Source organism: Methylobacterium sp. M6A4_1b, assembly GCF_053345175.1.
Window position 1 is genome coordinate 113,851 of the sequence record NZ_JBKEZQ010000003.1, and the last position, 23,475, is coordinate 137,325.

Annotated in this window: 17 protein-coding genes; 12 read left to right on the forward strand and 5 right to left on the reverse strand. The window is 69.8% G+C overall.

Annotation, left to right across the window (positions count from 1 at the left end):
- Positions 1-201 precede the first annotated feature (201 nt).
- On the reverse strand, positions 202-1,485 hold the full coding sequence (locus tag ACLBWX_RS04495; protein ID WP_447675880.1) for an N-acetylmuramoyl-L-alanine amidase: 1,284 nt from the start codon (positions 1,483-1,485) through the stop codon (positions 202-204).
- A 782-nt stretch (positions 1,486-2,267) separates the two neighbouring features.
- On the opposite strand from ACLBWX_RS04495, the gene ACLBWX_RS04500 reads away from it, so the two are divergent.
- The gene (locus tag ACLBWX_RS04500; protein WP_447675881.1) at positions 2,268-5,300 is read left to right on the forward strand and encodes an Rne/Rng family ribonuclease; all 3,033 of its coding nucleotides are present in this window, start codon (positions 2,268-2,270) and stop codon (positions 5,298-5,300) included.
- A gap of 60 nt (positions 5,301-5,360) precedes the next feature.
- Here ACLBWX_RS04500 and ACLBWX_RS04505 read toward each other — a convergent pair whose 3' ends face one another.
- Positions 5,361-6,539 (reverse strand): pyridoxal phosphate-dependent aminotransferase, encoded by a 1,179-nt coding sequence (locus tag ACLBWX_RS04505; protein WP_447675882.1) that lies wholly within the window; start codon positions 6,537-6,539, stop codon positions 5,361-5,363.
- Between the two features lie 162 nt (positions 6,540-6,701).
- Here ACLBWX_RS04505 and ACLBWX_RS04510 point away from each other — a divergent pair, with 162 nt between their 5' ends.
- The 6 genes from ACLBWX_RS04510 to aat all read left to right on the forward strand — a co-directional run bounded on the left by ACLBWX_RS04510 (position 6,702) and on the right by aat (position 11,511).
- A complete protein-coding gene (locus ACLBWX_RS04510) occupies positions 6,702-7,505 on the forward strand; it encodes a DsbA family protein (protein WP_447675883.1) in 804 nt (267 codons plus the stop codon).
- Positions 7,506-7,634: 129 nt separating this feature from the next.
- A complete protein-coding gene (gene accB / locus ACLBWX_RS04515) occupies positions 7,635-8,114 on the forward strand; it encodes an acetyl-CoA carboxylase biotin carboxyl carrier protein (protein WP_447675884.1) in 480 nt (159 codons plus the stop codon).
- Positions 8,115-8,128: 14 nt separating this feature from the next.
- Positions 8,129-9,484 carry an acetyl-CoA carboxylase biotin carboxylase subunit gene (gene accC, locus ACLBWX_RS04520; RefSeq protein ID WP_447675885.1) on the forward strand — a complete coding sequence of 452 codons (1,356 nt, stop codon included), beginning with the start codon at positions 8,129-8,131 and terminating at the stop codon, positions 9,482-9,484.
- A gap of 111 nt (positions 9,485-9,595) precedes the next feature.
- Entirely contained in the window at positions 9,596-9,934 is a 339-nt protein-coding gene (locus ACLBWX_RS04525; protein ID WP_447675886.1) for a hypothetical protein, read from the forward strand.
- 436 nt (positions 9,935-10,370) lie between these two features.
- Positions 10,371-10,703 (forward strand): hypothetical protein, encoded by a 333-nt coding sequence (locus ACLBWX_RS04530; RefSeq protein ID WP_447675887.1) that lies wholly within the window; start codon positions 10,371-10,373, stop codon positions 10,701-10,703.
- Between the two features lie 139 nt (positions 10,704-10,842).
- On the forward strand, positions 10,843-11,511 hold the full coding sequence (gene aat / locus ACLBWX_RS04535) for a leucyl/phenylalanyl-tRNA--protein transferase (RefSeq protein ID WP_447675888.1): 669 nt from the start codon (positions 10,843-10,845) through the stop codon (positions 11,509-11,511).
- A gap of 16 nt (positions 11,512-11,527) precedes the next feature.
- Here the strand turns inward: aat and ACLBWX_RS04540 are convergent, their stop codons facing one another.
- Together ACLBWX_RS04540 and ACLBWX_RS04545 are read right to left on the reverse strand one after the other, a co-directional pair.
- Positions 11,528-12,169 carry a DUF2155 domain-containing protein gene (locus tag ACLBWX_RS04540; protein ID WP_447675889.1) on the reverse strand — a complete coding sequence of 214 codons (642 nt, stop codon included), beginning with the start codon at positions 12,167-12,169 and terminating at the stop codon, positions 11,528-11,530.
- 140 nt (positions 12,170-12,309) lie between these two features.
- Positions 12,310-12,726, reverse strand: a complete 417-nt coding sequence (locus ACLBWX_RS04545; RefSeq protein ID WP_082511312.1) for an NADH:ubiquinone oxidoreductase subunit NDUFA12 — start codon at positions 12,724-12,726, stop codon at positions 12,310-12,312.
- Between the two features lie 495 nt (positions 12,727-13,221).
- Between ACLBWX_RS04545 and ACLBWX_RS04550 the strand changes: the two genes are divergently transcribed.
- Positions 13,222-16,968 (forward strand): vitamin B12-dependent ribonucleotide reductase, encoded by a 3,747-nt coding sequence (locus tag ACLBWX_RS04550; RefSeq protein ID WP_447675890.1) that lies wholly within the window; start codon positions 13,222-13,224, stop codon positions 16,966-16,968.
- A gap of 288 nt (positions 16,969-17,256) precedes the next feature.
- Here ACLBWX_RS04550 and ACLBWX_RS04555 read toward each other — a convergent pair whose 3' ends face one another.
- Positions 17,257-18,267, reverse strand: coding sequence for a LacI family DNA-binding transcriptional regulator (locus tag ACLBWX_RS04555; RefSeq protein WP_447675891.1), 1,011 nt, complete (start codon positions 18,265-18,267; stop codon positions 17,257-17,259).
- A gap of 180 nt (positions 18,268-18,447) precedes the next feature.
- On the opposite strand from ACLBWX_RS04555, the gene ACLBWX_RS04560 reads away from it, so the two are divergent.
- The 4 genes from ACLBWX_RS04560 to ACLBWX_RS04575 all read left to right on the forward strand — a co-directional run bounded on the left by ACLBWX_RS04560 (position 18,448) and on the right by ACLBWX_RS04575 (position 23,383).
- On the forward strand, positions 18,448-19,605 hold the full coding sequence (locus ACLBWX_RS04560) for a Gfo/Idh/MocA family protein (RefSeq protein WP_447675892.1): 1,158 nt from the start codon (positions 18,448-18,450) through the stop codon (positions 19,603-19,605).
- Positions 19,606-19,741: 136 nt separating this feature from the next.
- Positions 19,742-21,016 (forward strand): MFS transporter, encoded by a 1,275-nt coding sequence (locus ACLBWX_RS04565; RefSeq protein WP_447675893.1) that lies wholly within the window; start codon positions 19,742-19,744, stop codon positions 21,014-21,016.
- 93 nt (positions 21,017-21,109) lie between these two features.
- Entirely contained in the window at positions 21,110-21,988 is an 879-nt protein-coding gene (locus ACLBWX_RS04570) for an SMP-30/gluconolactonase/LRE family protein (protein ID WP_447675894.1), read from the forward strand.
- Positions 21,989-22,096: 108 nt separating this feature from the next.
- Complete coding sequence (locus ACLBWX_RS04575) at positions 22,097-23,383, forward strand: MFS transporter (RefSeq protein ID WP_447675895.1); 1,287 nt, start codon at positions 22,097-22,099, stop codon at positions 23,381-23,383.
- Positions 23,384-23,475 lie beyond the last annotated feature (92 nt).

Consider the following 23,475-nt stretch of genomic DNA (forward strand, 5'->3'; position numbering starts at 1 on the left):
GCCGGCCGCGAGAGCACCCGCCACGATGGCGCGTGCCTCCTCCGACCGTGTCCCATCCCGAAATGCAAGAGTCCCGCCGCGATAAATGCGGTCGAGCCCACGATGTCGGCGGCGTTCGCTCGAGAGCGCCGCGATCAATCCTGCCGAGACGATCGGCAGCGGTTCGACCGGAGCGCTGTGAGCCCCGGTTTCACACGCATTCTATGGTGAAACTGGGGCGATTGCCGCCGATCTGCGGGGCGGCTGCGGCCGGGTCAGCGACGTCCGGTTGCCGAAGAACGCGTCGATCGCCTTGGCCATGCCGCCGGTGACCTCGGCGCGCCAGCCCTCCGACTGCAGCAGGTCGAGGTCGTGCTTGCTCGACAGGTAGCCGAGTTCCACGAGGACCGAGGGCACGTCGGGCGAGCGCAGCACCTGGAATCCCGCCTCGCGATGCGGCTTGGCGCTCATCTCCATCACCGGGTTGAGATGGCTCATCAGCCCCCTGGCGAAGCTTGACGAGAAGGTTCGGGTCTCGCGCAGGGTGAGCTCCTGCAGGATGTCCGCGACGTGGCCGGGACCCTCGTTCGACTCGGTGCCGGCGGCCGCATCGGCGCGATTCTCGCGCTCCGCGAGCCTGGCCGATTCGGCGTCGGTCGCCTTCTCGGAGCCGGTGTAGATGGTGGCGCCGCGCACCTGCGGGGCCGACGAGATCGAGTCGGCATGGATCGAGACGAAGAGGTTCGCCTTGGCCTCGCGGGCGAGGCGCACGCGCTCGGAGAGCGGCACGAACACGTCGCGGTCCCGGGTCATCCGCACCCGGTAGCGGCCGTTCGCTTCGAGCCGGGTCACGAGGGCCTGCGCGAAGCCGAACACGATGTCCTTCTCGAACACCCCGCTGGCTGCGATGGCGCCCGGATCGGTCCCGCCGTGGCCGGCATCGACCATGATCAGCGGCCGGGCATCCGTCGCTTCCGGCGCGGCCGCGACCTTGCGCTGGGCCGGTGCCGGATCGCTCGCCACGGCGGCGCGGCGGAAGCCCTCGCGGTCGGAGCGCTGGAACTCGATGCTGAGGAGCACGGCGCCGTCGCGGGGGCGCGTGACCGTCTCGATCCGCCCCACGGTGGCGGGTTGGGCGAGGTCGACGACGATGCGCGAGCGGCCGGGTGCGAACAGCCCGTAGCGGAACGACGCGACGACGCCGTCGCGCTTGCGTCCGGTCTCGGGCCCGAGCTGGAAGTTCACTTCTGCGAGATCGATCACCGCCCGGTCGGGCCGCTCCATCACGAAGGCCTTGGCGTCGATCGCCTTCGAGAGCGTCAGGGTGAGCTTGGTGGTGGCGTTGCTGGTCGCCAGATCGGCCGCGATGGCGACCGCCGCCTGAGAGTTCGTACCGCGCAGCTTGTCGGTGTCCTGGGCGAGGGTGCCGGAACCGGCGGCCGACAGCGCGCCGGCGCAGGCCAGGGCGAGGAGGACGGAGCGGAGAAGGCGGGCGCGTCTCGGCATCGTTCCGGCAATCATCCCCGTGTGGACGAGCTTGCCCCTGGGACGTGCTCGCGAGCGGGCTGTGGCGTGAGCCTGCCTCTACGGGATACCGACGGGATGGTTAACCGTTCCTCAAAGGCCCGGCTTCACTTCCGGGCTCCTTGTGTCCCGGCGGCGACAGGTCGGCGGAGCGGCGGGTGGATCGCCGCGCCGGCCCGGTGCGTTCGCGCCGCCGCGATGCCTGTCCAAGATTAAGGACCTTGCCAAAACGTCGCGACGCTCTGTAATGATGCGGTCCCCTTCCCGGTGCCGTGCGGTTTGCTCCGCGGCCCGCGGGCGCGGCCCGGCCTCGCGCCGGATCGCCTTCGCAGTCGGTTCCCCGCGTCAGACATGGCGGCATACCAAGGCCGGGTGGGAGTCGGTTCATTCGGTGGCCTTTTTCGGCCGCCGCACCGTTCTTCAAATGCCGGCCTGTCCTCGGACGGGCCCATACAGTCTTCGCGAGGTCAGGGAGAGAATGAGCGGACACACAGCATCGGTTGCCGTTGCTCGTGTTCAACGCCAGCGCGTTTCGCGTGGCGCCGCCTTCTCGTCGACCCTGGCCAGGATCAACCCCACGCGCGCCGAGATCCGGCGCCCAACGGCGGTTGGCGGCAATCCCTTCCCCACAGCTTCCGCGACCCCCTTCCCCGGGTCGTCACGGGCGCCGATCCTCCTGGCCGACGAGCCCGGACCGGACGGCGCTCCATCGGGACCGCGCGGTTCGAGGAGAACGACGTCGACCGCCATGTCGAAAGTTCGTCATGGCCAACAACAACAAGATGCTCATCGACGCGATGCACCCGGAGGAGACCCGGGTCGTCACGGTCCACGGTTCTAGGGTCGAGGAATTCGATTTCGAGGCGGCGAACCGGCGCCAGCTTCGCGGCAACATCTATCTCGCCAAGGTGACCCGCGTGGAGCCCTCGCTCCAGGCCGCCTTCATCGAGTACGGCGGCAACCGCCACGGCTTCCTCGCCTTCAGCGAGATCCACCCGGACTATTACCAGATCCCCCTCGCGGACCGTCAGGCCCTGCTCGAGGACGAGGCCCGCGAGGCCGAGGAGCACCGGGAGCGGGAGGAGCGCAAGCCCCGCCGCCGCTCGCGCGGTCGTCGCGACGGCACCTCGGCCAAGAAGGCCCGTACGTCCGAGACAGTGACGTCCGAGGACGTCGTCGACCTGTCGGCGATCGGGACCTTCGACGATCAGGATCCCTCGAACGATCCGGCGATCGGCGTCGCCGACGCGCTGCTCGAAGGCGGCCTCGGCAACGCGACGCCGTCGGTCCTGCCCGGCAGCGACGAATCCGCCGACCTGCCGCAAGCCGCCCTGTCCAGCGGCGAGACCTCGGAGGCATCCGAGGCTTCCCCGTCGGACGCTCCGTCGTCCGACGAGGCGGGCCTCCCCGGCGCCACCGCCGAGGCTCCGGTGGAGCCGGCCTCCGAGCTCGCGCTCGAAGCTGCGCCCATGGGGGAAGCCGTTGCCTCCGAGGCCCCGGTCGCAGAGCCCGCGTCCGACGATGAGTCGGACGAGGACGATTTGGACGAGGGCGACGAGGATTCGGACGAGGACGAGTCGGACGACGAGTCCGAGGATGACGACGACGATTCCGACGAGGACGACGAGGACGACGACGAGGAGAGCGAGGGCGAGGACGGCGAGCGTCCGCAGAAGATCGCTCAGGTCGGCGGCGATGCCCTGGCCGAGATCCCCGAGCGCCCGCGCACCTACCGTCGTCACTACAAGATCCAGGAAGTGATCAAGCGCCGCCAGATCATCCTGGTGCAGGTCGTCAAGGAGGAGCGCGGCACCAAAGGGGCGGCGCTGACCACCTACCTGTCGCTGGCCGGGCGCTACTCGGTGCTGATGCCGAACACCGGCCGTGGCGGCGGCATTTCCCGCAAGATCACGTCGGCCGCCGATCGCAAGCGCCTCAAGGAGGTCGCTCAGGACCTGGAGGTGCCCGAGGGGATGGGCGTGATCCTGCGCACGGCCGGCGCCTCGCGCACCAAGCCCGAGATCAAGCGCGACTTCGAGTACCTGATGCGCCTGTGGGAGAGCGTGCGGGAGCTGACGCTGTCCTCCTCCGCCCCGGCCCTGGTCTACGAAGAGGGCTCGCTGATCAAGCGCGCCATCCGCGACCTCTACAACAAGGACATCGACGACATCCTGGTGGCCGGCGACGAGGCCTACCGCGAGGCGCGCGACTTCATGCGCATGCTGATGCCCGGTCAGTCCAAGGTCGTGCAGCCCTATCGCGATTCGACGCCGATCTTCGCGCGCTACGGGGTCGAGCAGCAGCTCGATGCGATGTTCTCCACCCACGTCACCCTGAAGTCGGGCGGCTACCTCGTCATCAACCCGACGGAGGCGCTCGTCTCCATCGACGTGAACTCGGGTCGCTCGACCCGCGAGCACGACATCGAGGACACGGCGCTCCGAACCAACCTGGAGGCGGCCGAGGAGGTCGCCCGCCAGCTGCGTCTGCGCGATCTCGCCGGCCTCGTCGTGATCGACTTCATCGACATGGAGGAGAAGCGCAACAATCGCGCCGTCGAGAAGAAGCTCAACGACTGCCTGAAGAACGATCGCGCGCGTATCCAGGTCGGGCGGATCTCCCCCTTCGGTCTGCTCGAGATGAGCCGGCAGCGCATCCGCACCGGCATGCTGGAAAGCTCGTCCCTGCCCTGCATCCATTGCGGCGGTTCCGGCTACGTCCGCGCGACCGCGTCGGTGGCGCTGCAGATCCTGCGCGCCATCGAGGAATCGCTCCTCAAGAGCACGACCCACAACCTCGTCCTGCGCACCCGCACCGAGGTCGCGCTCTACATCCTCAACCAGAAGCGCGCGCACCTGCGCGAGCTGGAAGTGCGCTTCGGCGTCTCCCTGACCATCGCGGCCGACGAGCGCCTGGCTGCCACCTCCGCCTTCCAGCTCGACCGCGGCGAGCCGGCGGTGCGCGCCGAGGGTCCGGTGACCGGCGTCCGCGCCGTGGCGATCAGCTCCGCCCTGGAGCCGGAGGAGGATTTCGATCCGGAGATCGAGGAGGAAGCCATCGAGGCCGAGGCGGAGTCGGAGGAGACCGAGGCCGGCGCTCCCGCCGACGAGTCCCGCGAGAAGGCGGCCGATGGCGGCGAGGGCCGCGGCGGTCGCCGCCGTCGGCGTCGGCGTCGCGGCGGTCGCCACGAGACCGGCGAGCAGGCCGGCGGTGAGGGCTCGGCCTCCGAGAACGACGAGGACGGCGAGGGCGAGGGCGAGGAGTCCGAGGACATCGCTGCGCAGGCCGAGGGCGACGAGATCGTCGCCTCGGCCGAGATGCCGGCCTCCGGCGAGGACGATGGCAGCGGCCGCCGCCGCCGCCGGGGCCGCCGCGGTGGCCGGGGTCGCGACCGCGACGGTCGTGGCCGCGACGGCGAGGGCGCGAATCCGGAGGCCGCTCGTCAGGAGCCGGGCCAGCAGACCTTCGGTGACGAAACGCAAGGCGATCGGCCGGTCGCTTCGGTCGAGGGCGACGAGGGGACGGCCGACGCGCCGTCCGCCTTCCTCGGCGGCGAGGAGCCGGTGAGCGCCGAGGCGGTGTCCGAGGCGGTGGCGCCCGCCGCGCCCGAGAGCACCGCGCCGGTGGCGATGGAACTGCCCGTGGATCCCGAGCCCCAGGCCGAGGCGCCGCAGGCTGCAGAGCCGGCGCCCAAGCCCGAGCCGGTCGCGGTGGTGCTGACACCGCCGTCCGACCCGGATCGTCCGAAGCGTGCCGGCTGGTGGTCGCGGACCAAGGCGGCCCTGACGGGTGAGTGATCGTCCCTGAAGGATCGACAGGAAACGGGGTGGGCGTCGAGCCCGCCCCGTTTCGCGTTCTCAGCGCAGCCAGCCCTGGAGGCGCCGGACCGCCTCGACGCAGTCGGCATTCGAGCCTGCGAACGAGAACCGGACGTGGTGGCCGCCGTCCCGGCCGTCGAAATCCAGGCCCGGCGTCGCCGCGACGCCCGCCTCGTCGAGCATGCGCCGGCAGAACGCGACCGAGTCGTCGGTGAGGCTGGAGACGTCGGCGTAGAGGTAGAAGGCCCCGTCGGCCGGGTGCGTCCGCCCGAGGCCGAGGGCCGGGAAGGCATCGAGGAGCAAAGCCCGGTTGGCGGCGTAGCCGGCGCGCACGGCCTCGACCTCCTCCACCGCGTCGAAGGCCGCGAGTGCCGCCACCTGCGAGAGGTAGGGCGCCGAGATGTAGAGGTTCTGGGCGAGCCGCTCGACGGGCCGGACGAGCCAGTCCGGCACCACCATCCAGCCGATGCGCCATCCGGTCATGCACCAGGTCTTCGAGAACGAGTTGATGACGATCGCATCGTCGTCGCAGCGCAGGGCCGTCTCGGTCGGCACGCCGTAGGCGAGCCCGTGATAGATCTCGTCCGAGATGAAGCGCAGGTTGAGGGCGCGGGCCGTGGCGCAGAGGTCGGCGAGGCGCGCCGGCTCGATCACGGTGCCGGACGGGTTGGCCGGGCTCATCACCAGGATGCCTGAGAGGCCCTCCCGTTCGTGCAGCGCCCGCAGCGCGGCGCCGGTCGGGGCGAAGCGGTCGGCATCCTGAAGCACCAGGGGCGCCGGCACGAGGTCGAGGGCGTGGAGCAGGCTGCGATAGGCCGGGTAGCCCGGCTGGGGAACCGCGATGCGGGCGCCGGCATCGAACAGGCCGAGGAAGGCGAGTACGAACCCCGCCGAGGAGCCGGTGGTCACGACGATCCGGCTCGGCGAGACCGTGACCCCGTAGGTGTCGGCATAGTGGCGTGCGATGCGCTCGCGCAGGGCCGGAAGCCCGAGGGCCTGGGTGTAAGGCAGGGCGCCGGTCGCGAGGGCCGCCTGCGCCGATGCGATCACGGCGCGCGGCGCCGGCGCGGAGGGCTGCCCGACCTCCATGTGGACGACGCCCTCCCCGCGCGCCTCGCGGGCGGCGGCGGCGGACATCACATCCATGGCGAGGAACGGGGCGACGCGGGCCGCGCGCTCGGAGGGCAGGTTCGGGGAGAGGATCGGCGGCTGGTTCATCGGCTCCGTCATAGCCGCTGCGCCGGGCCGGGGCCAAACCCGCCATTCGGTGATTGACCGGCCGCCGCGAAAACGCCTAACCCGGCCGCTAACCGCATGTCGCACCGACGACGATCCCTGATGGCCGGCCTACGCCTGACCGGTCCCGCCCCGCGAGGACGTATGCCTCTCTTCCGTTCCCTGCTTTGCGCGACGATCTTCGCCGGCACCCTCGGCGCCGCGGTAGCCCAGACCACCCCGGCCCAGATCACGCCGAGCCAGACCGCCCCGGCCGCCGCCTTCTCGGATACGCAGCGCCAGGCGATCGAGGGGATCATCAAGGATTTCCTCGTCAAGAACCCCGAGGTGCTGCAGGAGGCGATCGCCGAGGGCGAGCGCCGCCAGCAGGAGACCCAGAAGCTCGCTCAGTCGGCGGCTCTGAAGGAATCCCGCGAGGCTCTGGTCAACTCGCCCCACGGCGTCGTGGCGGGCAATCCGGCCGGCGACGTCACGCTGGTCGAGTTCTTCGACTACAATTGCGGCTATTGCCGCAAGGCCCTCACGGACATCCAGGCCCTGATCAAGGGCGACCCGAAGCTGCGCGTCGTGCTCAAGGACTTCCCCGTGCTCGGCGCCGAGTCCCTCGAGGCGAGCAAGATCGCCCTCGCCGCCAAGCAGCAGCTCAAGGGCGACAAGATCTTCGAGTTCCACACCAAGCTCCTCGAGTCGAAGGGCCGGGTGAACGGCGAGCGGGCGCTGGCCGTCGGCAAGGAGATGGGCCTCGACGTCGCCCGCTTGGCGAAGGACGCGCAGGGCCCCGAGGTGAAGGCCGCCCTTTCCGAGAATGTCGGCCTGGGCGACAAGCTCGGCCTGTCGGGTACGCCCGCCTTCATCATCGGCGACGAGATCATCCCCGGCGCCGTCGGCATCGATCCGATCCGCAAGACGATCACCGATGTCCGCCAGTGCGGCCACGCCAGCTGCTGAGCCGATCCACCACCGAAGATCCGAGCCGACGCCGCCTTGCGAGTTCCGCGCGGCGTCGACATCTCCGAGCGACACGAGCCGCACCCTGCGCCTGACCTGAAGACGACCGAGCCGATGCCCAAGGAGCCGATGTCCAAGAACGACCCCTTCGATCCGGAGCTCGTCCGCGAGCTCGCCAAGCTCATCAACGAGACCGATCTCAGCGAGATCGAGGTCGAGAAGGGGGATCTGCGCATCCGCGTCGCCCGCCGCATCGAGGCGGTCCAGGTGCAGGTGGCGGCTCCCGCGCCGGCCCCGGCCCCCGCGATGGCCGCCGTCGCGGCCCCGGTCCCCGGTCCCGGCGGCGGCTTCGACCGCAAGGCCGGCGCCGGTCATCCCGGCTCTGTCCCCTCGCCGATGGTGGGCACCGCCTATCGCCGGCCGTCGCCGGAGGCGAAGCTGTTCGTCGATGTCGGCTCGACGGTCGCGGCGGGCGACAAGCTCCTGCTCATCGAGGCGATGAAGACCTTCAACGAGATCGTCGCGCCCCGCGCCGGGACCGTCACCGCCGTCTTCGTCGAGGACGGTCAGCCCGTCGAGTTCGGCGAACCCCTCCTCGTCATCGAGTGAGCAGGGCCGCACCCATGTTCGACAAGATCCTGATCGCCAACCGGGGCGAGATCGCCCTGCGCATCCTGCGTGCGGCCAAGGAACTCGGGATCGCCACGGTGGCGGTCCACTCCACCGCCGATGCCGACGCCATGCATGTGCGCCTCGCCGACGAGAGCGTCTGCATCGGGCCGCCGGCGGCCCGCGACAGCTACCTCAACATCCCCTCGATCATCGCCGCCTGCGAGATCACCGGCGCCGACGCGGTCCACCCGGGCTACGGCTTCCTCTCCGAGAACGCCCGGTTCGCCGAGGTGCTGGCACACCACGACATCGGCTTCATCGGTCCCAAGGCGGAGCACATCCGCATCATGGGCGACAAGATCGAGGCCAAGCGCACCGCCAAGCGCCTGGGGATTCCCTGCGTGCCGGGCTCCGAGGGCGGCGTCGAGGATCCCGAGGAGGCCAAGCGGATCGCCGCCGAGATCGGCTATCCGGTCCTGGTCAAGGCGGCCTCCGGCGGCGGCGGCCGCGGCATGAAGGTCGCCCGCAGCGAGGCCGATCTGGAGCAGGCCCTGGGCATGGCCCGCACCGAGGCCAAGGCGGCCTTCGGCGACGATGCGGTCTACCTGGAAAAGTACCTGGAGAAGCCGCGCCACATCGAGGTGCAGGTGCTCGGCGACGGGCGCGGCAACGCGGTCCACCTCGCCGAGCGCGACTGCTCGCTCCAGCGCCGGCACCAGAAGGTCTGGGAGGAAGGCGGTTCGCCGGCCCTCAATGCCGGGATGCGGGCCGAGATCGGCGGGATCTGCGCCCGCGCGATGCAGGAACTGCAGTACCTCGGCGCCGGCACCGTGGAGTTTCTCTACGAGGACGGAAACTTCTACTTCATCGAGATGAACACCCGCATTCAGGTCGAGCATCCGGTCACCGAGATGATCACCGGGATCGACCTGGTGAACGAGCAGATCCGCGTCGCCGCCGGCCTGCCGCTGTCGATGACGCAGGACGAGATCAGGGTCGAGGGGCACGCCATCGAGTGCCGGATCAATGCCGAGCACCCGGCGACCTTCCGCCCGTCGCCCGGCCTGATCACCTACTTCCATCCGCCCGGCGGCCTCGGGGTCCGGGTCGATTCCGCGGTGTTCCAGGGCTACCGCATCCCGCCCCACTACGATTCGCTGATCGGCAAGCTCATCGTTCACGGGCGTACCCGCAACGAATGCCTGATGCGCCTGCGCCGGGCGCTGGACGAGTTCGTGGTCGACGGCGTCGACACCACGCTGCCGTTGTTCCGCACGCTCGTGCGCAACGCGGACGTGCAGAACGGAAACTACGACATTCACTGGCTCGAGGGATTCCTCGCCGACGGCGGCCTCGACGAGCCTTGAGCACCACGAGGAGTGGGAACAGGGCGGGTGTACGCCCGTTTCTCTGCGTTCTCACAGGCTTGGCGGTGTGTTCCGCATCGGCCGAGCCGCATTCGAAGGAACGACACTCCCGTGCGCCTGACGATCCCTCTCCTCGCCGGCCTCCTCCTCGCCGGTCCCGCCCTCGCCGGTCCCGCCCTCGCCGGTCCCGCCCTCGCCCAGTCGCCCTCCGGCAATGTCGGCCAGCCCGAGCGGGCCGTGCCGCAGGCCGGCGGGACCACCCGCGGTCCGATCGACAATCCGTCGACCCGCGACGTGGCCCCGGCCCCGGGTGCCGCGACGGCGCCGGTCGGCGAGCGCGGCATGACCCCCGGCGCCGGCGCGACCGACTCGGCCAAGGGCGGCAACGCCAACGACACCAACCGCGGCGTGCCGAACACCGGCGGCACCTCCGGCGGCCCGGCCCGCTGAGACCCGGGCAGGCGCCGCCCTGCCCCGATCGACGAACCCAGGAAGCCGGCCCCGAAACGGGCCGGCTTTTCTCATCGCCTCCCGCTCGGAATGGCCGCGGTCGGACACCAGATGTGCGATTGCGCACAACCGAGTTGTGCGTGAATGACTGCGCCCCTGAGCTGAGCAGTACCTTTCCACGGTCAAGATGCCGTCTTCTGGTCTCAGACTGATCTTTTAAAGCGCCATCCGGGGGCGCGTGGGAATGATCTCAGCGTCTTCCAGGGCGTCGCCCTGCGACCGATTGCCAGCAAAAGACGTCCCGGAACGCTTTGTTCGATCAGGACTTCTTCCACCACATTGGTCGGGCGGAGACGGTTTGGGCCCTGCGGCCCAGAGACCCAATCCTCCACCAGCGACCAAATTTTCCTAACGATCGAACGTCCGAAAGACCTCCATGCGCACCTTCACGCTCACCTTCGTTGCCGCCTCCCTGATCGCCTCGGCCGCCTTCGCGCAGTCGCCGTCCGGCAATGTCGGCCAGCCCGAGCGGGCCGTCCCGCAGGCCGGCGGCACGACCCGCGGCCCGATCGACAATCCGTCGGTCTACGGCGCTTATCGCAATGCCGACGGCCGAGTCGACATGGACGTGACTGGTTCCGTGGTCGAGGCACCCTACGCCACCAACCGTGAGGCGATCTTCGAGGACTCCGCGAAGGGCGGCAATGCCGAGCAGCCGAACCGGATCGTTCCGAACCTCGGCACCACGTCGGGCGGCCCGAACTTCTAAGCGGAATCCTGATCCAGGCGGCGAGGGCGGGGCCGCGAGGCTCCGCCCTTTCTCGTGTCTCGCCCTTTTCGTGTCTTCTGATGGCCATGCGACCCGCCTGCCTCTGGCCTTCCGTGCGGTGCCGCTTCAAAATCGAACCATGTACGATGGCGACCGCGTCGAGATCACGCCCGAGATCCTGCTGAAGGCGTATGCGGCCGGCATCTTTCCCATGGCGGAGGATGCCGACGACCCGGCCATCTACTGGGTCGAGCCGCGGGCACGGGGCGTGCTCCCCCTCAATGGCTTCCACGTCGCAAAGCGGCTTGCCCGCACGGTGCGCTCGGACGTGTTCGAGGTTCGGACCGACCAGGATTTCGATGCGGTCATCGCCGGCTGCGCCGCGCCGCGGGGCGATGCCGAGCGGACCTGGATCAACGGCCGGATCCGTGAGCTCTACGGAGCCCTGTTCGATGCCGGGCACGCCCATACGGTGGAGGTGTTTCTCGACGGAGACCGGGTCGGCGGCCTCTACGGCGTTTCCCTCGGGGCCGCCTTCTTCGGGGAGAGCATGTTCCACACCGTGCGCGACGCCTCGAAGGTCGCCCTGGTGCATCTCGTGGCCCGCCTGCGCGCGGGTGGCTACCGCCTCGCCGACACGCAGTTCGTGACCGAACACCTGATGCAGTTCGGGGCCGAGGAACTGCCGCGCCATGTCTACAAGCGACGTCTGGGCGAGGCGATCGTCCTGCCGGCGGACTGGAACGTATGGCCCGGAGACGGTTCCGTATGTGGCCAGCAGGCGCTCGACGCACTGACCGCCCGTTGAAGCCGGCCGACGCGTCCTAGCGGAACAGCGCGTCGAACAGCGTTTGCGGCTGCGGCGGCGGCGGCGCCGGGGCGGGACCCTCGTTCGACGGGAAGAACTTGCGCGACGGCTTTTGCTTGGGCTGGACCGGGACACCGCGCGGCGCCTCGACATCCACCTGGCCGTTCGGATTGACCTGCTGGGCAGTGCGGGTCGCGTCCTGGCCGCTCTTCGGGCGTCGGGTCTTCTCCGGCTTCGAGGCCATGGCGGGCATGTCCTCCTGCTCGCGGGCCTCGGCGATCACGTCGGAGCCGCCCTTACAATCGACGAGCCAGACGTCGTAGATCGGATGCTCGATCGCGTGCAGGCCCGGGCTCGACGCGAACATCCACCCGGTGAAGATGCGGCGGTACTTGTTGTCGAGGGTGACCTCGTCGACTTCGAGGAAGCCCGTGGTCTTCGGGCTCTCGGTCGGCGGGCGGCTGTAGCAGACCCGCGGTGTCAGTTGCAGCGCGCCGAACTGTACGGTCTCGTCCACCGCCACCTCGAAGGAGACGATGCGCCCGGTGATCTTGTCGAGGCCGGAGAACACCGCGGTCGGGTTCTTGATCTTGTCGGCGGTCGCCGGGAGGCTGCACAGGCCGATCGCGACCGACGCGAGGAGGAGGCGCTTGATCACGGAGCGAGACGATCCTGCTGTGCTGCGGCTCACGGGCGACCCTCCTCGCTGGCACCCCGGACGGGCGCGACGACGCGAGGTCTTCTTAAGCGCGCGAAGATTGGTGGAAAAAGGGCCGGTCCCCGATCGGTGGCTTGCCTTCAGTTGCCCGGGCTCCAGGGCACGTAGTCGCCGGTCGCGGCGGGGCGCTGGCCGACATTCAGCTGCGAGCCGCGCGGCCGATAGGCGCCGCTGGTGCCGGTGAGATTCTCCACGTGGGGCTTCTGCCAGGCGCGCGGGACGTAGTCCTGCTCGCTCGGGGGCACGTCGCCGTTGTGGCAGAGCCAGGCGCGCCAGCCCGGCGGCACCTTCGAGGCATCGGCGTAACCGTTGTAGACCACCCAGCGCCGCTCGGTGCCCACCGAGCGGTCGATCAGCGGTCCCTGGGCGCGGTAATAGACGTTGCCGAGATCGTCGGTGCCGACGCGCTGCCCGCTGCGCGCCGTGTAGAGCGCGAGCGACATCGTCTGCCCGTTCCACCAGGTGAAGATCCGCAGGAGCGTGTCCTTGAGAGCCATCGCGTTCGCCTGAATGGGGCGCCCGCGCCCCGCCATCGAGTGTCGGCGCGGACTATGGTGAGGCGCATCCCCGAAGTCCAGTCGCGCGGCAGCGTCCGCGACCTGAGGGGCCGGCGGCGATTGCGGCTGAAATCCCACACCACCGGCATTGACGATGGCCCGACCGGCGCGGCGCCCGGCGCAGCCTGTGGGGAGAAAATTTTTCGCGTCGGAATCCGTCATGCCGAAAGGGCACTTACGAACCGCACGGCGATATCCACAGGATTAAGCGACGACCTACTACATCTAGCCTGGAACACGCAGGCGGCACACTAGTTGTTGACGTGAGACCACCGCCTGGCATACCTTCGGATCATCGCCGAGGCTGTCGCGTCACCGGCGGATCACCGAATTTTCGACACCCGTTCCAGCGCTTCGCAGCGTTCGCGGACGCGTGCCCTCATCATTCTTCGACACGGCGCCGCGCTTCTTCGAGCGGCTCGGGAGACAGGTTCCATGCGGTTCGAGCGGCGCCATACCACGGCCGGACAATCCCCCTACGCCACGATCCCGTTTCGCAAGACCCTGAGCGAGATCCGCAATCCGGACGGCTCGACGGTCTTCCGTCTCGACGGCATCTCGGTTCCCGAGAGCTGGTCCCAGGTGGCCAGCGACGTGCTCGCGCAGAAGTACTTCCGCAAGGCCGGCGTGCCCGCTGCCCTGAAGAAGATCGAAGAGAACGACGTGCCGTCGTTCCTGTGGCGTTCCGAGGCGGATCTCGCCGCCCTGGCCGAGTTGCCCGAGGCCGAGCGCTACGTCTCAGAGATCTCCTCGACGCAGGTCTTCGACCGCCTCGCCGGCTGCTGGACCTACTGGGGCTGGAAGGGTGGCTACTTCACCTCCGAGGAGGACGCCTCGGCGTTCCTCGACGAACTCCGCTTCATGCTCGCCCGCCAGATGGTGGCGCCGAACTCGCCGCAATGGTTCAACACCGGCCTGCACTGGGCCTACGGAATCGATGGTCCGGCCCAGGGTCACTACTATGTCGATTATCGCACCGGTGAGCTGACGAAGTCCGCCTCGTCCTACGAGCATCCGCAGCCGCATGCCTGCTTCATCCAGGGCGTGCAGGACGACCTCGTGAACGAAGGCGGCATCATGGACCTGTGGGTCCGCGAGGCGCGCCTGTTCAAGTACGGCTCGGGCACCGGCTCGAACTTCTCCCTGCTGCGCGGCGAGAACGAGAAGCTCGGCGGCGGCGGCAAGTCTTCCGGCCTGATGTCCTTCCTCAAGATCGGCGACCGGGCGGCCGGCGCGATCAAGTCGGGCGGCACCACCCGGCGTGCGGCCAAGATGGTCATCGTCGACATCGATCACCCGGATATCGAGCAGTACATCGACTGGAAGGTGAAGGAGGAGCAGAAGGTCGCCGCCCTCGTCACCGGCTCCAAGATCGTCTCCAAGCACCTCACCGCCGTGATGAAGGCCTGCACCCAGTGCGAGGCCGAGGGCGACGCCTGCTTCGACCCGGAGCGCAACCCGGTCCTGAAGAAGGCCGTCAAGGCCGCGCGCAAGGACGCGGTGCCGGATTCCTACACGAAGCGCGTGATCCAGTTCGCCCGCCAGGGCTTCACCAAGATCGACTTCCCCGTCTACGACACCGACTGGGATTCCGAGGCCTACCTCACGGTGGCCGGCCAGAACTCGAACAACTCGGTCTCGCTGACCGACGACTTCCTGCGCGCCGTCGAGAATGACGCGTCCTGGGAGCTGAAGGCCCGCACCACCGGCAAGACCACGAAGACCCTGCCGGCGCGCGAGCTCTGGGAGAAGATCGGCGAGGCCGCCTGGGCCTCGGCGGACCCGGGCCTGCACTTCAACACCACCATGAACGACTGGCACACCTGCCCGGCGGGCGGGCGGATCCGGGCCTCCAACCCGTGCTCCGAGTACATGTTCCTCGACGACACCGCCTGCAATCTGGCCTCGGCCAACCTGCTGACGATGTACGACCGCGCTTCGAATCACTTCGACGTGGCCGCCTTCGAGCACCTCAACCGTCTCTGGACGGTCGTGCTCGAGATCTCGGTGACGATGGCCCAGTTCCCCTCGAAGGAGATCGCCGAGCTCTCGTACCGCTACCGCACGCTGGGCCTCGGTTACGCCAACATCGGCGGCCTCCTCATGAGCATGGGCCTGCCCTATGATTCCGAGAAGGGCCGGGCGCTGGCCGGTGCGCTGACCGCGATCATGACCGGCGTGGCCTACGCCACCTCCGCCGAGATGGCCGGCGAGCTCGGGGCCTTTCCGGCCTACGAGGAGAACGCGGACGCCATGCTCAAGGTGATCCGCAACCACCGCCGCGCCGCCTACGGCGAGGCGGAGGGCTACGAGTTCCTTTCCATCGCTCCCGTGCCGCTCGACCTCGCCAACGTGCCCCAGGCCGACATCGCCGAGCGGGCGAAGCTCGCCTGGGACCGCGCCCTGGCGCTCGGCGAAGAGCACGGATACCGCAATGCGCAGGCCACCGTGATCGCGCCGACCGGCACGATCGGCCTCGTGATGGATTGCGACACCACCGGCATCGAGCCCGATTTCGCCCTGGTGAAGTTCAAGAAGCTCGCCGGCGGCGGCTACTTCAAGATCATCAACCGCGCGGTGCCCGACGCCCTGCGCACCCTCGGCTACCGCGAATCCGAGATCGCCGAGATCGAGGCCTATGCGGTCGGCCACGGTTCGATGGGCCAGGCTCCGGCGATCAATCCCGGTTCGCTCCGCGCCAAGGGTTTCACCGATGACAAGCTCGCGGTGATCGAGGCGGGCCTGAAGGCGGCCTTCGACATCAAGTTCGTCTTCAACCGCTGGACGCTCGGCGACGACTTCCTCAAGGACGTCCTCAAGGTCCCGGCGGACAAGCTCGCCGACCCGACCTTCGAGATCCTGCCCTTTCTCGGCTATTCGCGGAAGGACATCGAGGCGGCCAACACCCATATCTGCGGTGCCATGACCCTCGAGGGAGCCCCCTTCTTGAAGCTCGAGCACTTCGCGGTGTTCGATTGCGCCAACCCGTGCGGCCGCATCGGCAAGCGCTACCTCTCGGTGGAGAGCCACATCCGCATGATGGCGGCGGCGCAGCCCTTCATCTCGGGTGCGATCTCCAAGACCATCAACATGCCCAACGATGCCACCGTCGAGGATTGCAAGAACGCCTACAAGCTGTCCTGGACCCTGGCGCTCAAGGCCAACGCCCTCTACCGCGACGGCTCGAAGCTGTCGCAGCCCCTGAACTCGGCCCTGATCGCCGACGAGGACGACGATGCCGAGGAGATGATCGAGGCGCTGATCGCGGCTCCGGCCGCGGCCAAGGCCGCACAGGTCGCGGAGAAGATCGTCGAGCGGGTGATCGAGCGCGTCGAGCGCATCCGCTCCCGCGAGAAGATGCCCCACCGCCGCAAGGGCTACACCCAGAAGGCCGTCGTCGGCGGTCACAAGGTCTACCTGCGCACCGGCGAGTACGACGACGGGCGCCTCGGCGAGATCTTCATCGACATGCACAAGGAGGGCGCCACCTTCCGCAGCCTGATGAACAACTTCGCCATCGCGATCTCGCTCGGGCTCCAATACGGCGTGCCGCTGGAGGAATACGTCGAGGCCTTCACCTTCACCCGCTTCGAACCGGCGGGCTTCGTGCAGGGCAATGACGCGATCAAGAACGCGACCTCGCTCCTCGACTACGTGTTCCGCGAGTTGGCCGTGTCCTATCTCGGTCGCGCCGACCTCGCCCACGTCAACCCGTCCGAGATCGGCGGCACCGTGATCGGCGGCGGCGAGACCGACACCACCCGCGAGCCGGGCCGGACGGAGGCCACCGCGTCGAGCGTCGTCTCCCGCGGTCTGCTGCGCGGCTCGGCCGACCGCCTCACCCTGATCCAGGGCGGTCCGGCCGGCGGCACCGTCGGGGTCGGCGCGGCGACCTCCGGCCAGACCGCCCCGGCCGGCGGGGTGGTCCATGCCCTGCGCGGTGCCACGGCGCTCAAGGTCGAGCCGGTGCAGGCCGGTCAGGCCGAGGCGCTGGTCGATGCCCTGCCCTTCGCCAAGCCTGACGCGATGAAGCCCGAACGCTCGGTCTCCGACCGCCGCGCCGAGGCCAAGATGAAGGGCTATGTCGGCGAGGCTTGCCCGGAATGCGCGAACTTCACGCTCGTCCGCAACGGCACCTGCCTGAAGTGCGATACCTGCGGTTCGACGACCGGCTGTTCGTAGCAGGCGCCCGACCGATGCCGTGAGCCGAGGCGTCGAAATCTGAACCACGTCGAGACGATCCAGGGCGGCCGACGGTTCGGCCGCCCTGGCCCTGGAATAGGGGCAGAGGTCCGGTACCCCCGACCGCATGCGGATCTCGCCCGTCGCGTGCAGGCGGCGGGTGCGCCGGTTCGTGACCGACCGACTTTCGAGACGTGGAGCTCGCCTACCCTTCGATCTCGTCTCAGGCGCAGACCCTCGGCGTTCCGCGATCGGCGTCGCCTCGCGAGTGGGGACCGGCGCACTTCGTCAGCGACGGGTGCTCGCCCGCATGACGAGCCGCGGCTTCACCAGGACCTCGGACGGTCCGCCATCCGTCGCTTCCATCAGCGCGAAGGCCTCGTCCGCGATCCGGTCGAGACCGACATCGACGGTGGTCAGGCGATAGGGCGGCCAGGACGAGGCCGCGACGTTGTCGTAGCCGGCGATCAGCACGTCCTCCGGGCAGCGCAGACCGAACGCGTCCCTGAGCGTGTCGATGGCGCCCATCGCGGTCAGGTCGTTCAAGCAGAACAGTCCGTCCGGTCCCGTCGCCGGGTTCGGCCCGCCGGCCGTGGCATAGAGCGCCCGCACCGCCGCGCAACCGCCGCCATGGTGATGGTCGCCCTGCGCCCGTGCACACTGCGTGATGCCGAGTTCCGCCAGACCCTGCCGGAAGCCGGCTTCGCGGCGTTCCTGGGCGAGCGTGCCCGGCCGGCCCGCGACGTAGCCGAAGCGGCGGGCGCCCTGCGCGTGCAGGTGTTTCGCGATCGCGATTCCGGCCCCGTGATCGTCGGCCGCCACCGTGCGGACCCAGCGGGTTGTCACCGAGGAGTTCATCGTCACGATGGGGACGGCGAAGCGCGTCAGGGCTTCGGCGACGTCCGCCGCGTTCACCGAGAGCGAACTGAGCACCGCATCGACCTGATACCCGGACAGGAGTTCCACGGCCGAGCCCAGGGCCCATTCGTCCGCGACGACCACCAGCATGACCTGCCGTCCCATCCGCTGCAGTCCGGCCGCGAAGCTTTCGAGGGCCATGGCGTGGAAGGGATTGGAGAGGCCGCCCACCGCCACGGCGACGATTCCGGAGCGCCCCGTCGTAAGGGAGCGTGACAGGAGGTTCGGCCGGTAGCCCAGAGCCTCGGCGGCCGCGAGAACCTTGGCGCGCGTCGCCGGGGAGACGATGCCTCCGGGCGTGAACGTCCGCGACACGGCCGATTGCGAGACTCCCGCCAGCTGCGCGACGGCGATCGAGGAGGGCGGACGCGGCCTGGGCACCTGTCGTGTTCTCCGGCGCGTCCTGCATGGGGCGCAGGGCGATCATGTGCGTCGGACTGCATCCGTATGCAACATTCGCTGCGGCGCTCGGTTTACCAGACACGCATCCCTTCAGCGGTCTGGCCCCGGCATCGCGCTTCCAGCGCGGGTCGCTCATCCGGCCGCACCCTCGGAGACCCCATGAGCCTCGCATCCACCCTCGGCCTGACCTCGGGAAAAAAGGTCCGCTACGCCTTCGTGGCACTCGGCGACATCACTCAGGAGGCCATGCTGCCGGGCGTGGCGCATACCGGCAATTCCGAGGTGGTGGCCTTCGTCACCGGCGATCCCGAGAAGGCCCGCGGCGTCGGCGAGCAGTACGGCGTCGCCGACGCCTACACCTACGCGCAGTTCGGCGACCTCCTGGCCTCGGGCAAGATCGACGCGATCTACCTCGCCACGCCGAACTGGCGCCACGCGGAGTTCGCGATCCCCGCGCTGAAGGCGGGTATCCACGTGCTGGTGGAGAAGCCCCTGGAGGTCACGACCGACCGGTGCCGCGCGATCCTCGACGCTGAGAACGCGTCCTCGGCGAAGCTGATGGTGGCCTACCGGCTGCACTTCGAGCCCGCGACCCTCGCGACCATCGACCTCATCCGCTCAGGACAACTCGGCGATCTGCTGACCTTCTCCTCGACCTTCACCCAGATGGTCTCGCCCGAGAACCACCGCGCGAAGAGCGGCGTCGAGGCCGGGCCGGTCTTCGACATGGGTCCCTATCCGGTGAACGCCGCCCGCTACGTCTTCGGCGACGAGCCCACCGAGGTTGTCTCGGCCGTCGGTGTGAGGCACCCCGAGACGGGCCTCGGTGACTTCGACGACACGGTCGCGGTGACGCTGCGCTTCCCCGGCAACCGCCTCGCGCAGTTCGTTCTGTCCTACGTCGGCAACACCCTCGACACCTACGCGGTGGTCGGCACGAAGGGCAGCGTCGAGGTGAACCCGGCTTACATGTACGGCAAGTCGCTGGAGCACATCGTGACCCTCGGCGAGAACAAGGCGCACGAGAGCTTCGAGAACACCGATCACTTCGGCGGGGAGCTCAAGTATTTCTCAGACTGTATCCTGAATGGCCGGGATCCCGAGCCGGACGGCGAGGAGGGCTACGCGGACGTCCGGGTGCTGGAGGCCATCGTCGAGGCCCTGAAGACAGGCGGGTCCGTCAAGCTGGAGCCGTTCACCCGGACCAGACGGATCGACACGAAGGCCCAGCGCGAGACCCTGCGGGCGCAGAGGTCGCCCGAACTCGTCAACACCTCGAATCCGGGCAAGGGCAAGGACAAGGTGCCGAAGAACTGATCGCGGCCCGATCTCGAACCCGCCTCCCGCAAAGGATCCCGCAAGACATGAGCGCATATCCGAGGCCCGAGCGGGGCCTGTCGCACGACTGCGCCGGGCCCGGTGCCGACGCGGTACGTTTCGTCGGTGCTCGCCGATGAGCCTCGTCGATCTCCCCAGGGTCGACCTTCCGGGGACGCCCCCGCGCGATGTCGGGGGCGCCGCGGAGGGAGTACCGGTCACGCCGGCGCCTGGGCCGAATCCGACCCTCGTCCTCATCGCGCTGGCGACGGGGGGCTTCGCCATCGGCACCACCGAATTCGCCGCGATGAGCCTGCTGCCGGCCTTCGCGCCCGATCTCGGGATCGATGCCGCCACGGCCGGCCACGTCATCAGCGCCTACGCCCTCGGCGTGGTGGTGGGCGCACCCATCATCGCGGTGCTGGCGGCCCGGATCGCGCGGCGCACCCTTCTCGTCGCCCTGATGGTGCTGTTCGCCCTCGGCAACGGACTCTCGGCGCTGGCGCCGAGCTACCCCTGGATGCTGGCCTTCCGCTTCCTCGCGGGCCTTCCGCACGGGGCCTATTTCGGGGTCGCGGCCCTGGTTGCCGCCTCCCTGGTCCCGCGCGAGCGCCGCTCGCAGGCGGTCTCGCGCGTGATCGCGGGCCTCACCGTCGCGACGGTGGTCGGCGTGCCGCTGGCCAACGGAATCGGCCAACTCGTCGGTTGGCGCTGGAGCTTCGGTCTCGTCGCACTCCTCGCCACGGGCACCGCGATCCTGGTGCGGATCCATGCGCCGCTGGGCGAGCCGGCACGGGGCGCCAGTGCCTTGCGGGAACTCGGCGCCCTGCGGCGCGGCCAGGTCTGGTTGACGCTGGGCACCGGCGCCATCGGCTTCGGCGGCCTGTTCTCGGTCTATACCTATCTCGCCTCGATGATGCTGGAGGTCACGCACGCTTCGCCGGGCGCGATCCCGCCGGTGCTCGCCCTGTTCGGGCTCGGCCTCACGGTCGGCAACCTCGTCTGCGCCTGGGCCGCCGACCGTATGCTGCTGCCGGCGGCCGGGGCTACCCTGGTCTGGAGCGCCTGCGCGCTCGCCCTGTATCCCTTCGCCACCGGCAGCCTCTGGACCCTCGGACCGGTCGTCTTCCTGATCGGCTGCGGCGGCGGCCTCGCTACCATCCTGCAGACCCGGCTGATGGATGTCGCCGAGGATGCGCAGACCCTGGCCGCGGCTCTCAACCACTCCGCCTTCAACGTCGCCAACGCCCTCGGGCCGTGGCTCGCCGGTCTCGCCCTCACGGCCGGGTTCGGCCTGCCCGCGACCGGCTGGGTCGGCGTCGCCCTGGCTCTCGGGGGCCTGGCGATCTGGGTCGCGTCGGTCCTTGCCGAACGCGGCGGTGGCGACCGGGCGCGCCCGGCCGGGCCGTGAGCCGGGAAGCGCCGTGTGGCCGACCGAGCCTTCACCGGTTACCAAGGCGGCGGATCGGGCGACGCCCCGGGGCAGACTTGCGGAGGAACCGCTATGGATGGCATCACGATCCTGGATGCGCCCCGCTGCCATCTCGGTGAGGGTCCCTGCTACGATCCGCACAGCGACACCGCCTGGTGGGTCGACATTCTGGAGCGGCGCCTGTTCGCGGCGCCTCTCGCCGGGGGGACCGCGCGGCTCCACGCGCTGCCCGTCATGGCGAGCGCGGTGGTGGCCGTCGACGCGCGCCGCCACCTGCTGGCGGCCGAGGACGGTCTCCATCTCCGCGCCTTCGAAGACGGCGCGCTGACCCTCTTCTGCCCGCTGGAGGCGGAGGCGGCCGGCACCCGTTCCAATGACGGCCGGGTCCATCCCTGCGGCGCCCTCTGGATCAGCACCATGGGGCGCAACGCCGAGCCGGGGCGCGGCACGATCTACCACGTGGCCGGCACCCGCGTGACCCGCCTCTACGGCGGCCTCACGATCCCGAACGCCATCTGCTTCTCGCCCGACGGTGCCACCGCCTACTTCGCCGACACCGATGCGGGACTGCTTCAGCGCGTCGACCTCGATTCCCGTACGGGCCTGCCGACGGGCGATCCCGCCACGCTCTACGATCATCGCGGCGGCACGGGCGGCCTCGACGGGGCGGCGGTCGACGCCGAGGGCCGGATCTGGTGCGCCCGCTGGGGGGCGTCCTGCCTCGACGCCTACAGCCCGGAAGGCGCGCGCCTGCAGACGATCCCCCTGCCGGTGACGCGCCCGTCCTGCCCGACCTTCGCGGGTCCCAGCCTCGACCGCCTCCTCCTCACCAGCGCCTACGAGGGCATGACGCCGGAAGAGCGCGATGCCGATCCGCAGCACGGGCGCACCCTGCTGGTGCCGGTCGGCGTGCGCGGCCTGCTGGAGCCCGCCTTCCGACTCTCCGCCTGAGCTCGGCGCGCCCGACGCCTCGCTTCCGCTCGTCCGGCAGGGTGACGCGCCCGCGCTGCTTCGGATAAGGGAACCGGCACGCGTCAGGGGCGCACGAGGATCGAGCCGATGCCCCCTTGGCCGCCGAGTCTGCAGAATGCGCGCTGGCGGCTCATCCTCTTCACGCTGCTCTACCTCTACCAGGGCCTCGTCGCAGGTTTCGCCCTCACGGCGCTCGCCAACCACTTCGCCGCCGCCGGCGCTTCCGCGACGGAGGTCGGCCGCCACCTCGCGATCGTCGGCCTGCCCTGGGTGCTGCAGCCGCTGCTCTGGGGTCCGCTGATCGATCGCCAGACGCCCCATCGCATGGGCCCGTATCGCCGATGGCTCGTCCTCGCCCTGGCCTGCGCGCAGGCGAGCCTCGTCGGTTTGCTCCTCCTCGGTGCCAGCCCGGGCCTGACGGCCGTCAGCATCGTGCTGCTCCTGCACAGCCTGGCCGCCTCCCTCGCCGACACCGCCACCGACCGGATGCTCGCGGGCAGCGTCCCACCCGGCGAACTCGGACGCACCAGCGCCGGGACGCGGGCAGGCTTCGTGATCGGGAGCGCCGCCGGAACCGCGATCTTCGCCTGGCTTCTCGACACCGGAGGATTCTTCGCGGCGGCCGTCGCGCTCGTCTGCCTGACCACGCCGCCGGCGCTCATGGCCGTGCTCGTGCGCGAGTCCCCCGACGACTCGGCCTTCGCGATGGAGTGGCGCGATCCGTCGCGCGCGGCTGGCGCGTCGCGGGCGGACGAGACGGTGTCCTTCGTGCGCCGGCTCGTCGACGCCTTCCGGACCCGGGAAGCGGCGATCCTGCTGACGCTGTGTTTCGCCATCGACTTCGCGCTCGCGCTGTTCCAGGTGCCCTTCGGGGTCGCGCTGGTGCAGGTCCATGGCTGGGATGCGGGCGCACTCTCGCGGCTGCAGGCGCTGCTCGCGCTCCTCGCCGGAACCCTCGGCGCGGCGGGCGTCGGCACCTCCGTCGATCGCCTCGGACCGGGGCCGGTCCTCCGTGCGCTCCTGTTCGCCTGCGCGGTGGCGTTCGCGGCCGCGGCCGGACTGATCGCCGCCGGGCTCGAGGCCGCGACCGGTCCCTTCATCCTTGGCCTCGCCAGCGTCGTGCCGGCCCTCCTCTACGTCGCCCTGCTGCCGGCCGTGCTCCTGGCGGGCCGCGCTTCCGCCACGCAGTTCCAGATCTACATGGCGGCGATGAACTTCGGCGACGTCGCCGGGTCGGCGCTCGCCGGCGGCCTGGCGGCGGCGGTGTCCCCAACTGGTGTCGCCCTCGGCGTCGCGGCGCTCTTCCTGGTCTGTGCCCGCGTCGTGCGTGCGCCGGGCGCCACGGCGCCCGCCGGCTCCGACCGGCCGGGCTGATCGTGGGAGGGACTGGTCCGCCGGGTCGATGTGCCTTCGGCCAGGGCCGTCGGTGCGATGCCGTACCGGGCCACGCGATCCTGCCGACGGCA